The 17983-nt window shown below is 63.3% G+C and carries 15 protein-coding genes and 1 pseudogene; 8 read left to right on the top strand and 8 right to left on the bottom strand.

Going from position 1 to position 17983, the window contains the following annotated elements; all coding sequences use genetic code 11:
• Nucleotides 1-4: 4 nt before the first annotated feature.
• The 4 genes from soxX to IVB01_RS30305 form a co-directional block, all read right to left on the bottom strand.
• Nucleotides 5-442, bottom strand: coding sequence for a sulfur oxidation c-type cytochrome SoxX (soxX, locus tag IVB01_RS30320; protein WP_247279250.1), 438 nt, complete (start codon nucleotides 440-442; stop codon nucleotides 5-7).
• A 194-nt stretch (nucleotides 443-636) separates the two neighbouring features.
• Nucleotides 637-1908: an NAD(P)/FAD-dependent oxidoreductase gene (locus tag IVB01_RS30315; protein WP_247279251.1), complete on the bottom strand. Its 1272-nt coding sequence runs from the start codon at nucleotides 1906-1908 to the stop codon at nucleotides 637-639.
• 54 nt (nucleotides 1909-1962) lie between these two features.
• Nucleotides 1963-4149 carry a molybdopterin cofactor-binding domain-containing protein gene (locus IVB01_RS30310; RefSeq protein WP_247279252.1) on the bottom strand — a complete coding sequence of 729 codons (2187 nt, stop codon included), beginning with the start codon at nucleotides 4147-4149 and terminating at the stop codon, nucleotides 1963-1965.
• A gap of 11 nt (nucleotides 4150-4160) precedes the next feature.
• Nucleotides 4161-4610 (bottom strand): (2Fe-2S)-binding protein, encoded by a 450-nt coding sequence (locus tag IVB01_RS30305; protein WP_247279253.1) that lies wholly within the window; start codon nucleotides 4608-4610, stop codon nucleotides 4161-4163.
• A gap of 330 nt (nucleotides 4611-4940) precedes the next feature.
• Here IVB01_RS30305 and IVB01_RS30300 point away from each other — a divergent pair, with 330 nt between their 5' ends.
• On the top strand, nucleotides 4941-6545 hold the full coding sequence (locus IVB01_RS30300) for a radical SAM protein (RefSeq protein WP_247279254.1): 1605 nt from the start codon (nucleotides 4941-4943) through the stop codon (nucleotides 6543-6545).
• Nucleotides 6546-6562: 17 nt separating this feature from the next.
• Here IVB01_RS30300 and IVB01_RS30295 read toward each other — a convergent pair whose 3' ends face one another.
• The 3 genes from IVB01_RS30295 to IVB01_RS30285 form a co-directional block, all read right to left on the bottom strand.
• Nucleotides 6563-7951 (bottom strand): MFS transporter, encoded by a 1389-nt coding sequence (locus IVB01_RS30295; RefSeq protein WP_247279255.1) that lies wholly within the window; start codon nucleotides 7949-7951, stop codon nucleotides 6563-6565.
• Nucleotides 7952-8337: 386 nt separating this feature from the next.
• Nucleotides 8338-9315: an NADPH:quinone oxidoreductase family protein gene (locus IVB01_RS30290; protein WP_247279256.1), complete on the bottom strand. Its 978-nt coding sequence runs from the start codon at nucleotides 9313-9315 to the stop codon at nucleotides 8338-8340.
• 77 nt (nucleotides 9316-9392) lie between these two features.
• The gene (locus tag IVB01_RS30285; RefSeq protein ID WP_247279257.1) at nucleotides 9393-9950 is read right to left on the bottom strand and encodes an ABC transporter substrate-binding protein; all 558 of its coding nucleotides are present in this window, start codon (nucleotides 9948-9950) and stop codon (nucleotides 9393-9395) included.
• A gap of 190 nt (nucleotides 9951-10140) precedes the next feature.
• Between IVB01_RS30285 and IVB01_RS30280 the strand changes: the two genes are divergently transcribed.
• The 4 genes from IVB01_RS30280 (at nucleotide 10141) to IVB01_RS30265 (ending at nucleotide 14108) form a co-directional block, all read left to right on the top strand.
• Nucleotides 10141-11733, top strand: coding sequence for a hypothetical protein (locus IVB01_RS30280; RefSeq protein WP_247279258.1), 1593 nt, complete (start codon nucleotides 10141-10143; stop codon nucleotides 11731-11733).
• Between the two features lie 63 nt (nucleotides 11734-11796).
• Nucleotides 11797-12840 (top strand): TAXI family TRAP transporter solute-binding subunit, encoded by a 1044-nt coding sequence (locus tag IVB01_RS30275; protein ID WP_247279259.1) that lies wholly within the window; start codon nucleotides 11797-11799, stop codon nucleotides 12838-12840.
• Entirely contained in the window at nucleotides 12837-13466 is a 630-nt protein-coding gene (locus IVB01_RS30270; RefSeq protein WP_247279260.1) for a hypothetical protein, read from the top strand. Before IVB01_RS30275 ends, IVB01_RS30270 begins: the two co-directional genes overlap by 4 nt.
• A gap of 24 nt (nucleotides 13467-13490) precedes the next feature.
• Nucleotides 13491-14108 carry a hypothetical protein gene (locus IVB01_RS30265; protein WP_247279261.1) on the top strand — a complete coding sequence of 206 codons (618 nt, stop codon included), beginning with the start codon at nucleotides 13491-13493 and terminating at the stop codon, nucleotides 14106-14108.
• Nucleotides 14109-14395: 287 nt separating this feature from the next.
• Here IVB01_RS30265 and IVB01_RS30260 read toward each other — a convergent pair whose 3' ends face one another.
• Complete coding sequence (locus tag IVB01_RS30260; RefSeq protein ID WP_247279333.1) at nucleotides 14396-15139, bottom strand: SDR family oxidoreductase; 744 nt, start codon at nucleotides 15137-15139, stop codon at nucleotides 14396-14398.
• A 143-nt stretch (nucleotides 15140-15282) separates the two neighbouring features.
• Here IVB01_RS30260 and IVB01_RS30255 point away from each other — a divergent pair, with 143 nt between their 5' ends.
• The 3 genes and pseudogenes from IVB01_RS30255 to IVB01_RS35805 all read left to right on the top strand — a co-directional run.
• Entirely contained in the window at nucleotides 15283-16053 is a 771-nt protein-coding gene (locus IVB01_RS30255; RefSeq protein WP_247495127.1) for a methyltransferase domain-containing protein, read from the top strand.
• A 197-nt stretch (nucleotides 16054-16250) separates the two neighbouring features.
• Nucleotides 16251-17252, top strand: coding sequence for a DctP family TRAP transporter solute-binding subunit (locus IVB01_RS30250; RefSeq protein ID WP_247279263.1), 1002 nt, complete (start codon nucleotides 16251-16253; stop codon nucleotides 17250-17252).
• A 155-nt stretch (nucleotides 17253-17407) separates the two neighbouring features.
• A pseudogene (locus IVB01_RS35805) lies at nucleotides 17408-17884 on the top strand (TRAP transporter small permease); the annotation flags it as partial.
• Between the last annotated feature and the right edge of the window lie 99 nt (nucleotides 17885-17983).

The following is a 17983-nucleotide window of genomic DNA, read 5'->3' as shown; positions in this document are numbered from 1 at the left end:
GATCCTAGTCTCGGAGCGTTGCAAGATAGGCCACGATGTCCTCGATCTCGACGGCCGATAATATCGGCTCGCCGGCGAAATTGCGCCCGACGCGCACAAGCCCGTCATGGCGATAATAGGACGGCATGATGGTCTGCGGGTTGAAGCGCGAGGCATCGACCAGACGAAGCCGCAACTGACTCGCCGTCCACCGGTTCCCGGCACCGGTGAGATCGGGCGCGAGATCGCCCTGGAACGGCGTTTCCGGGAATGGACCGGAATGGCAGAGGATGCATGTCGTCGTGCGCGCCAGCACCAGCGCGCGGCCGCGCACGGCATCGCCGGGCGAGCCGGTGAGCGAAGCCGGAATGCCGTCGCCGATGATTGTGTAGGGCGCGAGGCTTTCGGCTTTCGCAACACCCGCGAGTGCAAGACTTGCTGCGACCAGCGCAGCGACAGTCAAGCGATTGTGTGAAGAGAAATCTAGCCGCGAACCCCTTTTACCTCTCCCGCTTGCGGGAGAGGTCGCGCCGAAAGCGCGGGTGAGGGCTCTTTCCTCTTGGGGGTTCTTGATTGCGGAGACACCCTCTCCCCAGCCCTCCCCCGCAGGCGGGGGAGGGAGCGCACCGTGTTCGTGGCTGGCAAGCGGACCGAATCTCATCCAAAGGTGTCCGCCGTGATGCTTTGAAACCAATGCTCGGCCTCAATCGCCTCGCGCGCACGCAGCTCGCGCGGCGCGTCAACGGGGCTGGTCGCGCCGCCTTCGACCTCCGCAAAGATGTCGCCCTTCGGCTGGTAATTGCCGGCAAGCGAAAAGCCGTAGCCGGGAGCGACAATGTTGTAGCAGACGCCGGTCAGCCGTGGCGTCTCCGGCGCACGGCCGGCAAGGAGGTTCACGATGGCAGCGGCGCAAGCCCTGCCTTGCGCGCTTGCAGCGGAAGCCGATTTGGGAATGCCGCCGCCGAGGCAGGCGTCGCCAATGACGTGGACATTCTTGACGAGCTTTGATTCGAAGGTGACGGGATCAATCGGGCACCAGCCGGTCGCGTCCGCAGCGCCTGCGATTTCGGCAATGCGCCCGGCGCGCTGCGGCGGAATAACGTTGGCAACATCAGGGGTGTAGTTGCCGAATTCGGTGACGATGGTTCTGGTTGCGGCATCGACCGAGGTGACGCGACCGCCTTGCGACAGCGCGACGCGATCGATCATATCGCCGTAGAGCTCCTTCCATGCCTTTTCGAACAGCCGCTGCTGTGAGAAACTGTCCTTGGCGTCGAGGATCAGCACCTTCGAGCGCGGCTTGTTCGTCTTGAGATAATGCGCAATCAGGCTGGCCCGCTCGTAAGGTGCTGGCGGACAGCGCAAGGGATTGGCGGGAATTGCGATCGCGACGGTGCCGCCGTCCGCCATCGCCTCCAATTGCCTGCGCAGCAGCAGGGTCTGCGCACCCGCCTTCCAGCCGTGCGGCATCTTTTCCGATGCGGCGTCGTCGTAGCCGGGCAGCGCTTCGACATGGAAGTCGATGCCTGGGGATAGCACGAGATGGTCATAACCGAACGCTTCCCCATCGGCCGCCGTCACGCTGCGCTTTTGCGTGTCGATGGTCGTCGCAGCCTGGGCGACGACGCTGATGCCCTGGGCGGTGAGCTTGTCGTACCCGAACTGCTGCGCCTCGATCTCGCGCAGGCCCGCGATCACCTCGTTGCTGAAGGGGCAGGAGATGAAGATATTGTTCGGCTCGATCAGGGTCACCTGCAATTTCGTATCGACACGCTTGAGCGCGCGGGCACAGGCCGCGCCGCCAAAGCCGCCGCCGACCACGACGACGCGGCCCGCCGATTGCGCCCGCAGGATCGAAGGTGCGGCGAGCGATGTGGCCGCAGCGGTGATGCCGAGGACGGCATTCCGCCGTGTCACCGGCGCATTCATGAGACTTGTCCGGAAAAATGCTGCGGCTGCCGTTGTGGCAGCCGCAGCGCTCTCTTAGGCGAAGGTGATGTTCTGGTCGCGCAGCGGCACCGAGCGGATGCGCTTGCCCGTTGCCGCGAAGTAGGCGTTGAGCACCGCCGGCGCCGCGACGCCGATGGTCGGCTCGCCGACGCCGCCCCAGAACCCGCCGCTCGGCACCATCACAGTTTCGACCTTCGGCATCTCGTTGATGCGCATCGAGTTGTAGGTGTCGAAGTTGGTTTGCTCGATCTTGCCGTCCTTGACGGTGCAGCCGCCGTAGAACAGCGCGGAGAGGCCATAGACGAAGGAGCCAGCGATCTGCCGCTCCACCTGCGCCGGATTGACGACATAGCCGGGATCGGTGGAGGCGACGATTCGATGCACCTTGATCTTGCTGCCATCGGTCACCGAGATTTCGGCGGCGCCGGCGACATAGCTGCCATAGCCCATGACCTGCGCGATGCCGCGATAGACGCCCTGCGGCGCGGGCGTGCTCCAGCCGATCTTCTCGGCAACGGCGTTAAGCACCGGGAGGTGCTTGGGGTGATTGCCCATCAGCTTGCGGCGGAATTCGAGCGGGTCCTGGCCTGCGGCCTCGGCCAGCTCGTCCATGAAGCATTCCATATAGATCGCGTTGTGATTGACGTTGACGCCGCGCCAGAAGCCGGGCGGGACGTGCGGGTTACGCATCGCGTGCTCGATCAGCAAGTTCGGCACCGAGTAGCCGAACGCGGCCTCGCCGGATTGGGCGACGCCCTGGAATGCGGCCGGATCCATGCCATTCTGCAACGCTTCGGGGCGCAGCGAGAACAGGATCGATTGGCCGGACAGGCGGTAGTGCAGCGCGACCAGATTGTTGTTGGCGTCGAACGCGCCGGTCATCTTGCACTGGGTGATCGGGTGATACTTGCCGTGCGCCATGTCCTCTTCGCGCGACCACAACAGCTTGATCGGTGTGCCCGGCATCTGCTTGGCGATCATGACCGCCTGGCGGACATAGTCGGTCTGGCCGCGCCGGCCGAAGCCGCCGCCGAGCATCACCTTGTGCACGTCGCACTTCTCCGCCGGCAATCCCGACGCCTCCAGCACCGCCGCGAACGCAGCCTCGCCATTCTGCGTGCCGCACCAGACCTCGCATTTGTCCGCGGTGTAGAGCGCCGTGGCGTTCATCGGCTCCATGGTGGCATGGTTCTGGTACGGGTAGCTATAGACGGCCTCGATCTTCTTGGCGGCACCGGCGATTGCCGCTTTGGCGTCGCCGTTCTTGTTGCCGACATAGGCCGGCTGCGCGTCGTCGAGGCCTTCAGCCAGCCATTTCGCAATGGACTCGCTGGAGACCTTGGCGTTGTCGCCCTCGTCCCAGACGATCGGCAGCGCCTCCAGCGCGGTCTTGGCGTGCCACCAGGTGTCGGCAACCACGGCAACCGCGGTATCGCCGACCTTGACGACCTTCTTGACGCCCTTCATGCCGGAGACCTTGGCTTCGTCAAAGCTCTTCAGCTTGCCGCCGAACACCGGGCAGTCCTTGATTGCGGCGTTCAACATGCCCGGCAGCTTGACGTCGATGCCGTAGATCATGGCGCCGGTGGTCTTGTCGGCGGTGTCGAGCCGCTTCACGCCCTTGCCGATCAGCTTCCAGTCCTTCGGATCCTTCAGCTTGACGTCCGCCGGTGGACTAAGCTTGGCCGCAGCCTCGGCGACCTTGCCGTAGGTCGTCGTCCTGCCCGAGGGCGTGTGGGTAATGACGCTGTTCGCGGCCGTGCATTCGGATGCCGGCACTTTCCACGCATCGGCGGCGGCCTGGATCAGCATCACGCGCGCGGTGGCGCCACCCTTGCGGACATAGTCCTGCGAGGAGCGGATGCCGCGGCTGCCGCCGGTCGAGAAATCGCCCCAGACACGCTTGCGGGCGACGCTCTGGCCCGGAGTTGGATATTCGGTCGTGACCTTGGTCCAGTCGCATTCGAGCTCCTCGGCGACGAGCTGGGCGAGGCCGGTCAGCGAGCCCTGACCCATTTCCGAACGGGCGATGCGGATCACGACCGTGTCGTCCGGCCGGACCACGACCCAGGCGCCGACCTCAGGCGAGCCGTCGGCGGCGCGGACCACGGCGGGGCCGCCGAACGGGATGTCGAGGCCGATTGCGAGGCCGGCGCCGACCGCGGCCGTGCCGATGACGAAGGCGCGGCGGTTGAGCCGCGGCGAAACATGCTTATTCATGTGGGATTTCCTTACGCGCTTGCGATCGTGTGAATCGCCTCGCGCACCTGGGCGAAGGTGCCGCAGCGGCAAATGTTGGTGATGGCCTCGTCGATGTCGGCGTCGGTCGGCTTCGGCTTCTCGTTCAAGAGCGCGGCCACCGCCATAATCATGCCGCTCTGGCAATAGCCGCATTGCGGCACGTCCTGGGCGATCCAGGCTTCCTGCACCTTGTGCAGCGAATCTCCGGAGGCGAGCCCTTCGATCGTGGTGATCTTCTTGCCCTCGGCCTCACTGACGGAAACGCCGCAGGAGCGCATCGCCACGCCATCGATGTGAACCGTGCAGGCGCCGCATTGTGCAATGCCGCAACCGTATTTGGTGCCGGTCAGGCCAGCGTTCTCGCGGATCGCCCAGAGCAGCGGCGTATCCGGCTCGACGTCGAGTGTGAAAGTTTTTCCGTTGATTGTTAGATTTGCCATCGCAAGTCCCCTGATTGGCCCAATCCACCGATTGAACTCAGGGACGCAATGTGTCGGGCAAACTGGAACTGTTCAAATCAACAGTCCGAGGGTATCTGTTGCGCTGCCGCTCGAGAGGATGGACCGGAGCGCTGTTTTGCCTCATCCCTTCTCGATCGATTCGGGTTGACGCCTCTTCGGTGGGCGCCAATCCGCGGCTGAAGGCGACGTCCGGCCGTGAACGCCGGTTCCGGGCCGGACCGCCGCCGCACAGCGGCGACAGTTTGTCCCTTTTGCGGGATGCAAGACGCAGGCACTTTGGTACACTGCGCCGCCGCCAACAGGAGTTCCATGAACGTGCCGAGTCCCTGCAACGTACTGATGCTCTACCCGCTGTTCTCGGCAGAGTCCTTCTGGAGCTTTGGCGAATCCTGCAAAGTGCTGGGCGTCAAGCGACCTGCCGCCCCTTTGGGCCTGATCACCGTCGCCGCAATGCTCCCCAAGAGCTGGACGGTCCGGCTGATCGATTGCAACACGGCGCCTTTCAGCGACGACGATCTCGCTTGGGCCGACGTCGTCTTCACCGGCGGAATGCTGCCGCAGCAGGCCGACACGCTGCGCCTGATCGAGCTCTGCCGCGCCGCCGGCAAGCCGGTGGTCGTCGGCGGTCCCGATCCCACCTCGAGCCCCCACATCTATGAGCGGGCCGACTTCCGGGTGCTCGGCGAGGCCGAGAGCGTCATCGACGAATTCATTGCGGCCTGGGACAACGGCGCCCGGTCCGGCGTCTTCACCGCGCCGAAATTCCAGGCCGACGTCACCACGACGCCGGTTCCGCGTTTCGACCTGCTCAAGTTCGAGGACTACCTCTATCTCGGTGTGCAGTATTCCCGCGGATGTCCGTTCACCTGCGAGTTCTGCGACATCATCGAGCTCTACGGACGCGTGCCGCGGACCAAGACCAACGAGCAGATCCTGCGCGAGCTCGATATGCTCTACCAGATGGGCTATCGGGGCCATCTCGACTTCGTCGACGACAACTTCATCGGCAACAAGAAGTCGCTGCGGCTGTTCCTGCCCCAGCTCGCCGAATGGCAGCGCGCCCACGGCTATCCGTTCGAATTCTCCACTGAAGCCTCGGTCAACCTCGCCGACGATCCGGAGCTCCTGGAGCTGATGGGGGCGGCCAATTTCTTTGGCATCTTCGTCGGCATTGAGAGCCCTGATCCGGCGACGCTGGTCGCGATGCGGAAGAAGCAGAACACGCGGCGCAATATCGCCGAGAGCATCCACAAGATCTACGCCGCCGGCATTCTCGTCACCGCGGGCTTCATCGTCGGATTCGACAACGAGAAGGTCTCGATGGCGGAGGCGATGATCGATTTTATCGAAGAGGCAGCGATCCCCGTCAGCATGGTCGGCCTGCTCTATGCCTTGCCGAACACGCAGCTGACGCGCCGCCTGGAGCGGGAAGGCCGGCTACACCCGGGCCACGATGTGGCGCCGACCATCGGCGCCGATCAGTGCACGGCGGGGATCAACTTCGATCCGGTGCGCCCGCTGCGCGACATCCTGACGGATTACAAGCGGGTACTCGAGCACATCTACAGCCCTTCGGCCTATGCAGGACGCGTCGACCGCCTGATGACGCTGCTTGACCGTTCGCGGCAGCGCCACGAGCTCGCGGAAGGCGACAAGCGCGCCAAGCTCGGCGCGATGGAAACGGTGCACCGTGTGGTCACCGCCCTTCCCGAGGCGCGCGGGCCGCTGTGGCAGACCTTCATGAACTGCGCCAAGCGCGATACCTCATCGGCGCGCATCGCCGTGCAGATGATCGCCGCCTACGCCCATCTCGGACCGTTCTCGCGCAAGGTCATCGCTGCCATCGATGAGCGCCTGGCGGCGCTGGACAACGAAACCGTCACTCCGGCGACTGCCGACGTGACGGCGGCTTGACCCCTGGGCTCGGGAGCTTACTTCACCGCCAGACGCAGGAAGCTCATCACGCTGCCGAGCGCGGCAAAGCCTGCGCCGAGCGCCAGCGCCAATGTCGCGCCGTCGTGGCCCGCGAGCGCGAAGCAGGCCGCGGCGAGCGCCGCGCCCGTGGTCTGCCCGGTCAGGCGCGCGGTGGCGACGATGCCGGAGGCGCTACCGCTGCGATGCGGCGGCGCGCTCGACATGACCGCCTTCATGTTCGGCGCCTGGAAGAAGCCGAATCCCATGCCGCAGATCACCATCCGCCAGATGATGTCAGCAATGGCGGGATTGGCCGGCAGCATCGCCAGCAGCGCCATGCCGAGGCCGAGCAGCACGAGGCCGATGCCGCCGAGCAGCCCGACCGCGTGGCGGTCGGACAGGCGCCCGGCGATCGGCGCCATGATGCCGACCACCAGCGGCCATGGCGTCATGAAGAATCCGGTCTCGACCTGCGAGCGCCCGAGCACGTCCTCGAAGTAGAACGGCAGCGAGACGAAGGCGAGGCCCTGCACGGCGAATGAGCACACCGCGGTTGCCGCCGACAGCGCGAACATCGGCCGGCTGAACAGGTCGATCGGCAGCATCGGCGCGGGATGGCCGGCATGGCGGCGCGTCAGGATGATTCCGAGCGCGAGCGCCGAGACCAACTCGATGCCGACGACCACCGGCGACAAATTATGCGCGGCGCTGCCGATCCCGGTGATGAACAGGCCGAGACAGGCGGACGCCAGCATCGCGCCGAGAAAGTCAAAACCGTGGTCGGCGCGCGGAGTCTTCGGCAGCATTGCAAAGCCGATGCCGATCGCGACCAGGCCGAACGGGATATTGACGGCGAACAGCCATGGCCACGGGCCGAGCGCGAGGATCGCCGACGCAATGGACGGCCCGAAGGTGAAGGCGGTCGCAACCACCAGCGCGTTGTGGCCGAAGCCGCGGCCCTGCATCCGGCCGGGATAGACGAAGCGGACCAAGGCAGTGTTGACGCTCATGATGCCGCTGGCCCCTAGGCCTTGCAGCGTGCGCGCGACGAGCAGGCTGTCCAGCGACCAGGCCACCGCGCAGAACAGCGAGGCGATGGTGAACAGGATCAGGCCGCCGAGATAGATGCGCTGGTGCCCGACGATCTCGCCGAGCGCCCCGAGCGGCAGCAGCGTCGCCACCAGCGCGATCTGATAGACGTTGACGACCCAGACCGATTGCTCCGGCGTGACATGCAGGTCGGCGGCAATGGCGGGCAGGGCGATGTTGGCGATCGCGGTGTCGAGCGAGGCCATCGCCAGCGCGGTGAAGATCGCGGCGATGGCCCAGCGCCGCTGCGCGGCCGGCAGGCCATCGGAAATGGTGTGATCGGGCTTGCGCGCTGCGGCAGGTAACGTGATTGTCATTGCGTTATTGTCATTGCCTTGCGCATTGCACCGGCGGCGTGTTGATGGGCTTTCGGCATGTACTACGGCCGGGCCGCCTGCCACAGAGACAAGCACGCATGCTGTGTATGCGCACGCCCGCAGCTGGGCGCTCAGACAAAAAGTGCGAAAACAACCCCATGCACAGTAGGGATGGGTTTGATCGACAAGGGGTTTTCCAACTGCACCGGGACGACATCTGCCGTCGCAGCGACGTTGACACGTCGGGCAAAACACCGGCAGGATGCTATCCTGCCATCGATGGGCACAGGCGCGCATTGGTTCGCTGGAATGCGCGGTCCGCTTCGCGAGCAGCATATCCGATCATCTCGTCGCCATGCGCCCGACTGATCGGATGGTCGCTGTCGTCAGCTGATCCGAACAACCATCTTCCCGAGGGCGGAGCGCGTCGTCATCGCCGCGAAGGCATCCCGGAATTCCTCGAAAGGGAAAACCTTTCCGACAACCGGAATAAGCGTCTTGTTGCTGAGCCAGTCGAACAATTGGGCAACCGAACGGTCTCGTACCTCCGGCTCTCGACGGCCGATCTGGGCCAGGTCCACGCCCAGCAGCGCACCCCCTTTCAGGAGGGGCAGATTGAACCGCAGCGCCGGAATGGTCCCTGAGGCAAAGCCGATCACGAGGTGCCGGCCGTTCCACGCGATCGACCGAAACGCCTGAAGGCTCAGGTCGCCGCCGACCGGATCATAGATGACATCGGCGCCGTGACCGCCTGTCAGCTCGCTGAGCTCGTCGCGCCACCTCTCACCCGTGTAGTCCAGGGCGGCATCCGCGCCGAACCTGATCGCAAACCTTCGCTTGTGATCGGTCGATGCCGCCGCGATCACCCGCGCGCCCAGCAACTTTCCGACCTGAACGGCGGCTATGCCGACGCCGCCCGCAGCACCTAGAACCAGAAGTGTCTCGCCCCTGACCAGCTTGGCCCGCGCACTGAGCGCATAGAGCGCCGTGAGATAGTTGGCAAAGAAGGCGGCTCCCGTTTCTGGATCGATGCCATTCGGCGTCACGAAGAGGTCTGCGGCCCGAACGCAAATATAGTCTGCAAGGCCGCCGTTTCGGACCATCCCGATGACCGGCGTCCCTCGTGCAAAGCCCACCACATCGGAAGCCGCCTCATCGACGACGCCCGCAAATTCCGAGCCGGGCGTAAAGGGCAGAGGGTCCTTGGTCTGGTAGAGGCCCTGCACCTTCAAGCCGTCCACGAACCCGACCGCGGCCGCCTGGACCCGAACCCTGACGTGCCCTGGCGACAGCTCCGGCCTCGCGACCTCCTTGATGGCGATGTTTTCAATGCGATCGTAGTTTTCGACGACAACTGCTCTCATGACTCATTCCCAAACCTGGCGTCGGGCGAGGACGAAGCTCCGCTGCCGCTCGAAAAGCAAATGGTATTGTTCGCTTCCTATTCCGGCAATAGCGCCCATCGCTTGCCTTCGAACTTCATCAAACGGACCTTCTTGATCAGGCGATAATCAGTCTTGCTGTTTTCGAGAGCGATTCCGGGAAGGAGCACGGGAACGCGAAAATCGACGCTCGTCGCTCTCGCCATGATGTTCTTGCGCGTAAGGTGCGGGCCTGCCTGTTCGAGGATCTTCACCAGGCACCAGGCCTGAGCGTAGGCGCAGACGTTGAGGTAATCGTTGACGTCGCCCTGCGGATGGTACTTCGACATCCAAGCCCGCCAGTCCTTCATCTCCTGATCGTGGGCCCATTGCGGGTCGCTGGCGTCCTTGAGATATGCCGAACTCACGATGCCTTGGGCGGCTTCGTAACCCGCCGGCGCCAGGACTCCCGCGACACTGCTCGCCGTCTGAGCGACGAAGGTCGCCGGCTTCCAGCCCAGTTCGTAAATCCCCTGATGATCTGGGCGCATCCGCCGAGACGGACCAGACTTGCGGCAATGCGCTGATGCGATCCGTGCCCGCATGCATGATTTAATTTGACTTTTGTATAGCGTCAAAATTATATGGTTAATACATTTAAATATTTAATAATTATAAGCGGTTATTTCGATCTAAGCGTGTTTTGGGCGAGGACTGAAACCATGCGAACAGGCCGAAGTATTCGCCGCAACGGACTCGCTGTCGAACGAGGCCTGATCCATGCGCCGACCAATTGATACTGCACCGAGGAACGGAGAAGGCATCTGGGTGGAAGATGCGACCGGGGCTGTTGAGGTCGGCCATTGGTCATCGGAGGCGGGCAAATGGGTCTGGCAGGACGGCTCTCCCATCAATCCTGCGCCGACCCATTGGTGTCCGGCGATCGAGGAAGCCGATCCAGAGGAGGAACGATCGGGCAGTTGGCTGGTGGCGGTGGCAATTTTTGTTCCTATCATCCTCGTTGGCGCTTCCCTGCTCGGTGTGTTCGAGCCCTTCAATGCGCAAACGTTTCCGGACATGACGCGCATCGGCAGTGAGAGCGCCCTCAGCCTCGATCAGCGGCCGGAAATCACGACCGGATCGCTAGCTCCCCTTCAGAACGAAACGGCCGGAGCCCTGATGCACGCGGAGCCGGCAAGCGTGGTTCGAGCTCAGCAGCGGCTGGACGAAAACGCTCCGCGCGTTGAAGCACTCGCCAATCAGCTGGCCGAGGCGCACCGAGAGCTCGACGAGACAGTCCAGCGCACGCAGGCGGCGGAAATCGCCGCGGAGGAGCTGCAGAAATCACTTCAACAGGAGCAAGCCCACAGCGCCGCGCTCGTGAACGAACTTGCCGAAGCGCGCCGCGAGATCGATGCTGGTAAGGCACAATCCCGAAAGGCGGACGAAGTGGCCGCGCAGCAGAGAGAGGCGGCGGCGGGCGAGATCGCAGAACTGCAGCAGTCCCTTCAGCAGGAGCGGCAAAGAAGCGGCCTGCTCGTGAAGCAGGCGAACACCGCGCAGGCAGCGGCGGCGAGCGCTGAGCAACAACGCCACGAGGCGCAGGCACGCGCCGCCGCACTCGCGAGCGAACTCGCCGGAATACCTCGCGGATCGCTCATGGCGGAAGCTGCGGCAGCGGAGCAAAGCGAGGCGGCGGAGCGGGAGATTGCGGAGCTGCGGCAGTCTTTGCAAGACGAGCGGCAGAAGAACGCCGACCTCGTCGCCGGGACCAAAGCAGCGCAAGCGATGACGGCCAATGCCGAACAACAACGGCGCGCTCTCGAAGAGGCCCAGGCGCATGCAAGCGCGCTCGCGAGAGAACTTGCGGAAACGCGCCGTGAGATCGAAACGCGGAACGTGCAATTGCGCGAGGCGGCCGATGCGGCCTCGCAGCAGAGACAGGCAGCGACGCGCGAGATTGCCGAGTTGCGGCAGTCGCTGCAACAGGAGCGGAGCGCGGTCGAAGCTCGGGAAAGAGCCGGCGCATCGGCAAGGGGCCTGACCGATGTGCGCCTTCCGGTGGAGCAAACGAATGAAGGCGTCATCTTGCCGGCGAGGCAGAACGTGGAAGTGACCGTACCGGAGCCGCCGACAGCCGCAAATCAAAACGAGGCGGAGGCCCGATTGATCCCGCGCGCCAGGGCATTGCTCGACCAGGGAAATATCGGTGCAGCGCGGATTGTCCTCGAGCTCGCGGCTGAGAAGGACATTGCGCAGGCAAGCTTCATGCTCGCGGAGACATATGATCCGGCGGTCTTATCCGCCTGGGGGACTTATGGAACGCGCGGCGAAGCGGCCAAGGCTCGAGAACTCTACGCGAAGGCACACCGGGGCGGTATTCGCGAAGCGAAGGAACGGCTGGATGCGCTGCGGCGCTGAGAATCGGCCCGTTGCATTTCGGCGGGACAAAAGGTTGCGACAGATGATCCAGAAGGGAACGACATGAACAGGGTGCCAAATTCAACCTCGTTGCTTCTGCTCGCCGCGCTGACGACATTCGCCTCGATGCTTCAGCCGGCTCGCCTGGAAGCGCAAACCGGAAAAAGCGCCAGGGCCGAGGCACAAATGGTCCGACGGCCGCTCCCGCTAGAGAACGAAAAAGACCGGATGAACGCCTGGACGGTCGGGCTCGCCAGCGGCCTGCTCGAGGGCGCGCCGATCCGCCTCGCCGCAGAAATGGCTCGCGTCGTCGATGACGGAGCAGACCTGCATCTCCTGCCGATCGTCACCCGGGGCGCCACCGACAATCTGAATGCGCTGCTCTATTTGCGTGGCGTGGATACCGCCATCATCAATTCCGACGCACTCGAAGAGTACAAGGTTCAGGCACCGCAGATCCGAAGCCGCATCACGTATCTGCTCAATCTCTTCCCATCCGAGCTGCACATTTTCGTGCGACCGGAAATCGCGAGTCTGCAGGATCTTGCCGGCAAGAAAGTGAACTTCAACACTCTGGGCACCGCAGCCGCCTATTCAGGACCACTGATCTTCAGCCGCCTCGGCATCGATGTCGACAAGACATTCATTCCGCATCAGGTTGCCTTGGAACAGATGCGCAAGGGCGAGATGTCGGCCGTCGTGTTCATCACATCGAAACCGGTCGACGCCTTCGTAAAGGGCCGCTGGGAGGCTGGATTCAAGTTCCTCCCGGTCCCTTACGACAGCAAGTTCGAGGACTATTATCTGCCCGCGAGCCTTGACGCCAATGAGTATCCCAATCTGATCAGGCAAGGCGAGCGGGTCTCGACCATCGCGGTGCCAACAGCGCTCGTTGCCTTCAACTGGCCGCAACGTTCGAATCGCTACCAACGCGTGGCGCGCCTTGTCGAGTACCTGTTCTCGCGAATCGACCGCCTGCAGGCTCCAGGCTTCGATCCGAAATGGCAGTCGATCAATCTCGCGGCAGAGGTTCCAGGGCTCACCCGATTCCAAGCTGCGCAGGTATGGCTGGATCGCAAGGCTCGCAGCGTACAGGCGAGGCCATGAAGACTGCCGCTCCTCCGATTGCCCTCGCCCTGAACGTCGCCTGTGGAATCGCTTACGCGCAAAACACGAGCGATCCCATGGAAACACTTCGGGCTTGTTCGGCGATGGAGGGGGCAGCCCGGCTGGAATGTCTACAAGATCTGTCCCGCAAGATTCCGCCGCCCGGCCGGCGGGCGTCGGACGATAGCTGGCTGGTCAGCGAGACCACTTCGCCGGTCGACTATTCACCGATCGTCACCGCCACCACCTCTTCCATTGGCGGCTCGGATGGCGCGGCGATGCAACTCGCAATCCACTGCCGCAAAGGCCGGACGGAAGTCATGGTCGCAGGACCGACGGTGTCGCGCAATGCAAACGAATACGTCGTCTCCTTTCAGCTCAATGCGGAGCCGCCAATGCAACTCACGGCAGCCTCGCCGTCATTCGGCTCTGGCGTTGCTTTCGGCGGCGACGTCGTGCAGTTGCTGAGGTCGCTACCCGATGACGGTTACATCGATGTGCGTCTTTCCACCCGTACTGGCGCGGTGCAAGAGGGACACTTCCTGCTCAGCGGATTCAAGAATGTGCGCAAAAAAATGGGGGCTGCATGCAAATGGCCACATGCCGTCGCCAGACCAGGAAGGTGATGGTCAGGGAACGGGAGACACGAGATGATTAATCCAAAGTTGACGATGGCAGTCATCAGCGGCCTGGCGATGCTGCTTCTGATCGGACCAAGCGCGCAGGCGCAGCAGGACAACCAGTGGCTCCCGCAGGCGAGTGCGAACAGTCACGCGAGCTACCCGAAGCATCCGGCTCGACAGAAGCCGGCGAGAAAGCCGGAGCATAACCACACAAGCAAGCAGGCCGCTGCGAACAACACGATGATGACGCAGGCAACAAAAACCGAGAGCGCCAGCAAGCCGCACCGGCTGATCCTGCAGGTCAATTCCAACGAACCTGCGATGATGAACCTCACACTCAACAATGCGACCAACGTCGCGCAATACTACCGCGATCGCGGTGAACCAGTATCGATCGAGGTTGTCACCTTTGGTCCAGGTCTTCACATGCTGCGTGACGACACCTCGCCGGTGAAGCCTCGGATCGAGGTGCTAGCGATGAGCAATCCCGAAATCGCCTTCAAGGCTTGCGGCAACACGCAGGAAAACATGCGTAAGGCGGAGAACAAGGACATAAGCCTGATTCCACAGGCCACGCTTGTCAAATCCGGTGTCGTCCGCGTCATGGAGCTGCAGGAACAGGGCTGGAGCTACGTCAAACCGTGAGGTCCGCCCGCAACCCAGGGCAATCCCATATGGCAAGCAGCATTCTTTGCGGCCCTTCCTTCGAGACCCCCCGCTTTGGCGGGCTCCTCAGGATGAGGCGGAGTGTGCGGCAGCAGTTTCAACGGGCCCGATGCCAATTAGCCTCATCCTGAGGAGACCGCTGGAAGCGGTCGTCTCGAACGACGAGGCGCTTGCTCAAGCCGCTCCAAGAGATCATATGCGACAGCCCTGCCAGCAAACCGGACCCCGCATGCATTCGCGGGCCGAGCGGATTCAGCAGCCCGCCCTTAAAACTGATATCTCCGCAAGCCCCCGTCCACCGGGATCACCGTGCCCGTGATGTAGCGCGCCACCGGTGATGCCAGGAACACCGCGAGCGCAGCGAGATCTTCCGGCTCGCCCCAATAGCCGACCGGGATCTCTTCCTCGGCAAAGCGCTCGCGATAGTCCGGCGGGTAGTTGCGGCGGATCTGCTCGCTCATGATGCGGCCGGGCGGGATGCAGTTGATGGTGATGCCGTGCGCGCCGATCTCGCGTGACAGGCCCTTGGCCCAGGCATGCACGGCGGCCTTGGCGGCGAAGGCGGCGTTCAGGCCCTCCGGCTCGGACTTGCCGGTGATATTGACGATGCGGCCCCATTTGCGTTCGATCATCTGCGGCAGCAGCGCGTGCGCGATGCGGCGGTAGCTGGTGAAATTCAGCGCGATCGCCTCGTCCCATTTGCTGTCGGGCGCATCAACGGGCAGCGGACGGCTGCCACCGGCATTGTTGACGAGGATGTCGACATGGCCGAGCTCGCTCACGGCGAAGGCCGCGATGTTCTCGGCGGCGTCCTTCGCCATCACGTCCTGCTCGAACGGAGCAATCAACCCGCCGCCGACTTCTTTCACCAGTTCGGCGAGAAGGTCGTTCCGCCGCGCCACGCCCACGACGCGCACGCCTTCGGCAGCAAGGCCCTTGGCGATGGCGCGGCCGATGCCGATGCTCGCGCCCGTGACGACAGCGGTTTTCGATTTGAGCCCGAGGTCCATGGTCACACGCTTTCTTAATTGCTTCTGGCTGTTGCTTTCGTTTCCTGCCCGGTCCTGCGGGCTTTGCGAATTGCCCGACCGGGACGAGCAGTGGTAACCAGAAGCTTCGGCGAAGGAAATACGAAAAAGAAAAGGCGCGAGCGATGGTTTGGGACCCGCAGCAATATCTGAAGTTCTCCGGCCACCGGCTCCGGCCCGCCCTAGACCTGTTGATGCGGATTCCGGATTTCGCTCCGCGCGCGATCGCCGATCTCGGCGCCGGCGCCGGCAACGTGACCAAACTGATTAGGGAGCGTTGGCCTGAGGCCACCGTGACGGGAGTCGAGGGCTCGGCCGAGATGGTCGCGGCCGGCCGCAAGACCGCGCCCGAGGTGGAATGGTCGCATGAGGATCTCGGCCATTGGCGCCCTGCCCAACAATACGACTTGATCTATTCCAATGCCGCACTGCACTGGCTGCCCAATCACGCGGCGCTGTTTTCGTCGGTGATGGAGAAGGTGACCCCCGGCGGCATGCTCGCGGTGCAGATGCCGCGCAACTTCACCGCACCGTCGCACGTGCTGATCGGCGAGACCGCGCTGAATGGTCCCTGGCGGTCCAAGGTCGCGCATCTCGTTACGCCACCGCCGGTCGAAGCGCCGGCCTTCTATCATGATCTGCTTGCACCGATGTCGGCCTATATCGACATCTGGGAGACGGAATATCTGCAGGTGCTCGAAGGCGAGAACCCCGTGAAGGAATGGACCAAGGGGACCTGGCTGACGCGCTATCTCGATGTGTTGCAGGGCGATGAGAAGGCCGCGTTCGAAGCGGCCTATGGGATGCGCGTTGCCAAGGCCTATCCGAAGAATGCGGCGGGGCAGACGCTGTTCCCGTTCCGGCGTCTCTTCATGGTCGCCCAGCGCAAAAGCTGATGGCGCTGCCGCAATGCGGCATAAGCGCTCGTTTCCTTGCACTGTAGCGGCTCCGGGTTGCGCACCCGGCTGCCGTCAAGTTAGCTTGGCTGCGGCAAATTGGGCTTAGGTCTAGTTGTTCGGGTGGCAGATTGCTGCCACTACTGACCTGAAAAACAAAAAGAACCCGGCTTTCGAGGTTGTTGGGAGGTTACTTCATGCGCAAGCTGCTTCTTGCGGTCGCCGCCACGGCCATTCTCGTGGCCTCCGCCGCTGCCCAGGCCCAGAACCCCGTCGTCATCAAGTTCAGCCACGTCGTTGCCAACGATACTCCGAAGGGCAAGGGCGCGCTGAAATTCAAGGAGCTCGCCGAGAAGTACACCAACGGCAAGGTCAAGGTCGAAGTCTATCCGAACTCCACGCTATACAAGGACAAGGAAGAGATCGAGGCGCTCCAGCTCGGCTCGGTGCAGATGCTCGCGCCGTCGACCGCGAAATTCGCGCCGCTCGGCATCAAGGAGTTCGAGGCGCTCGACTTGCCGTGGCTGTTCAAGGACGACCAGACCTATGCCAACGCGATGAAGGGTACGGTCGGCAAGTGGCTGTTCCAGAAGCTCGAGGCCAAGGGCATCACCGGGCTCGCTTATTGGGACAACGGCTTCCACATGGTCTCCGCCAACCGGCCCCTGATGAAGCCGACCGATTTCCAGGGCCTCAAGTTCCGCATCTCGGGATCGAAGATTGCCGACCAGTATTTCCGCCTGGTCGGCTCGATCCCGCAGATCATGGCGTTCTCCGAAGTCTACCAGGCGCTCCAGACCGGCGTGGTCGACGGCTGCGAGAACACGGCGTCCAACTATCTGACGCAAAAGTTTTACGAGGTGCAGAAGGACATCACCGTGTCTTATCACGCGCATCTGCAATATGCCGTCATCGTCAACTCGAAATTCTGGTCGGGCTTGCCGCCCGACATCCGCACCCAGCTCGACAAGGCGATGGCGGAGGCGACCGATTACACCAACTCGATCGCGCGCCAGGAGAACGAGGACGCGCTGGCCGAGATCAAGAAGACGGGCAAGACGACGCTGCATTACCTCAGTGACGCCGATCGCAAGGCGTGGCAGGAGGCGATGCAGCCGACCTACAAATGGGCGAAGGGCCGGGTCGGGCAGGAGGTGCTCGATCTCCTCGCCAAGGAACTCGACGTCAAGATGAACTGACGGCCGCGGCCTAATAAGGACAATAACAACGGTCGGGGGTGATCGCACTCCCGGCCGTTTCGCTCTTGAATGGACGAGCCAATGCTGGGGGGACCAAGTTGCTGCGGGTGCTGAATCGTTTTCTCAACCATCTCGAGGAATGGCTGATCGCGACGATGATCGCGGCTGCGACGTCGCTGATCTTCGTCGCCGTGCTGCACCGCTACGGGGCAGGGCTGTCGATCGATATCGCCAAATGGGCCGAAGCCCGCAACCTGGCTTTCCTCGCCGTACCCGCGCGCGCTGCGTTCGTGTGGCTTGCCTCGCTCGACCTGTCCTGGGCGCAAGAGCTCTGCATCTACATGTTCATCTGGATGGCGAAGTTCGGCGCGGCCTACGGCGTGCGCACCGGCATCCATGTCGGCGTCGACGTGCTCGTCAACATCCTTCCGGGCGGATCGCGCCGTCGCGTTATCACCTTCGGTCTGTTGTGCGGCGCGCTCTTCACCGCCATCGTGGGCTATTTCGGGGCCGCGTTCGTCGGCCAGATGTGGCAGACGGGCCAGCAGTCCAACGATCTCGAAGCGCCGATGTGGATGGTCTATCTCACCATTCCGCTCGGCTCCGGCCTGATGTGCTTCCGCTTCCTGCAAGTGGCGTGGTCGTTCTACCGCACCGGCGAGCTGCCGCATCACGACATGGCGGGCGTCGAGGGCGTCGAAGCGGATCCGGTGCATCCGGCCCCGGTCACC

It is taken from the genome of Bradyrhizobium sp. 164, assembly GCF_023073715.1.
GTDB lineage: Bacteria > Pseudomonadota > Alphaproteobacteria > Rhizobiales > Xanthobacteraceae > Bradyrhizobium.
Note: the sequence above shows the minus strand (reverse complement) of the source record. Positions and strands in the feature narration are given on the sequence as shown.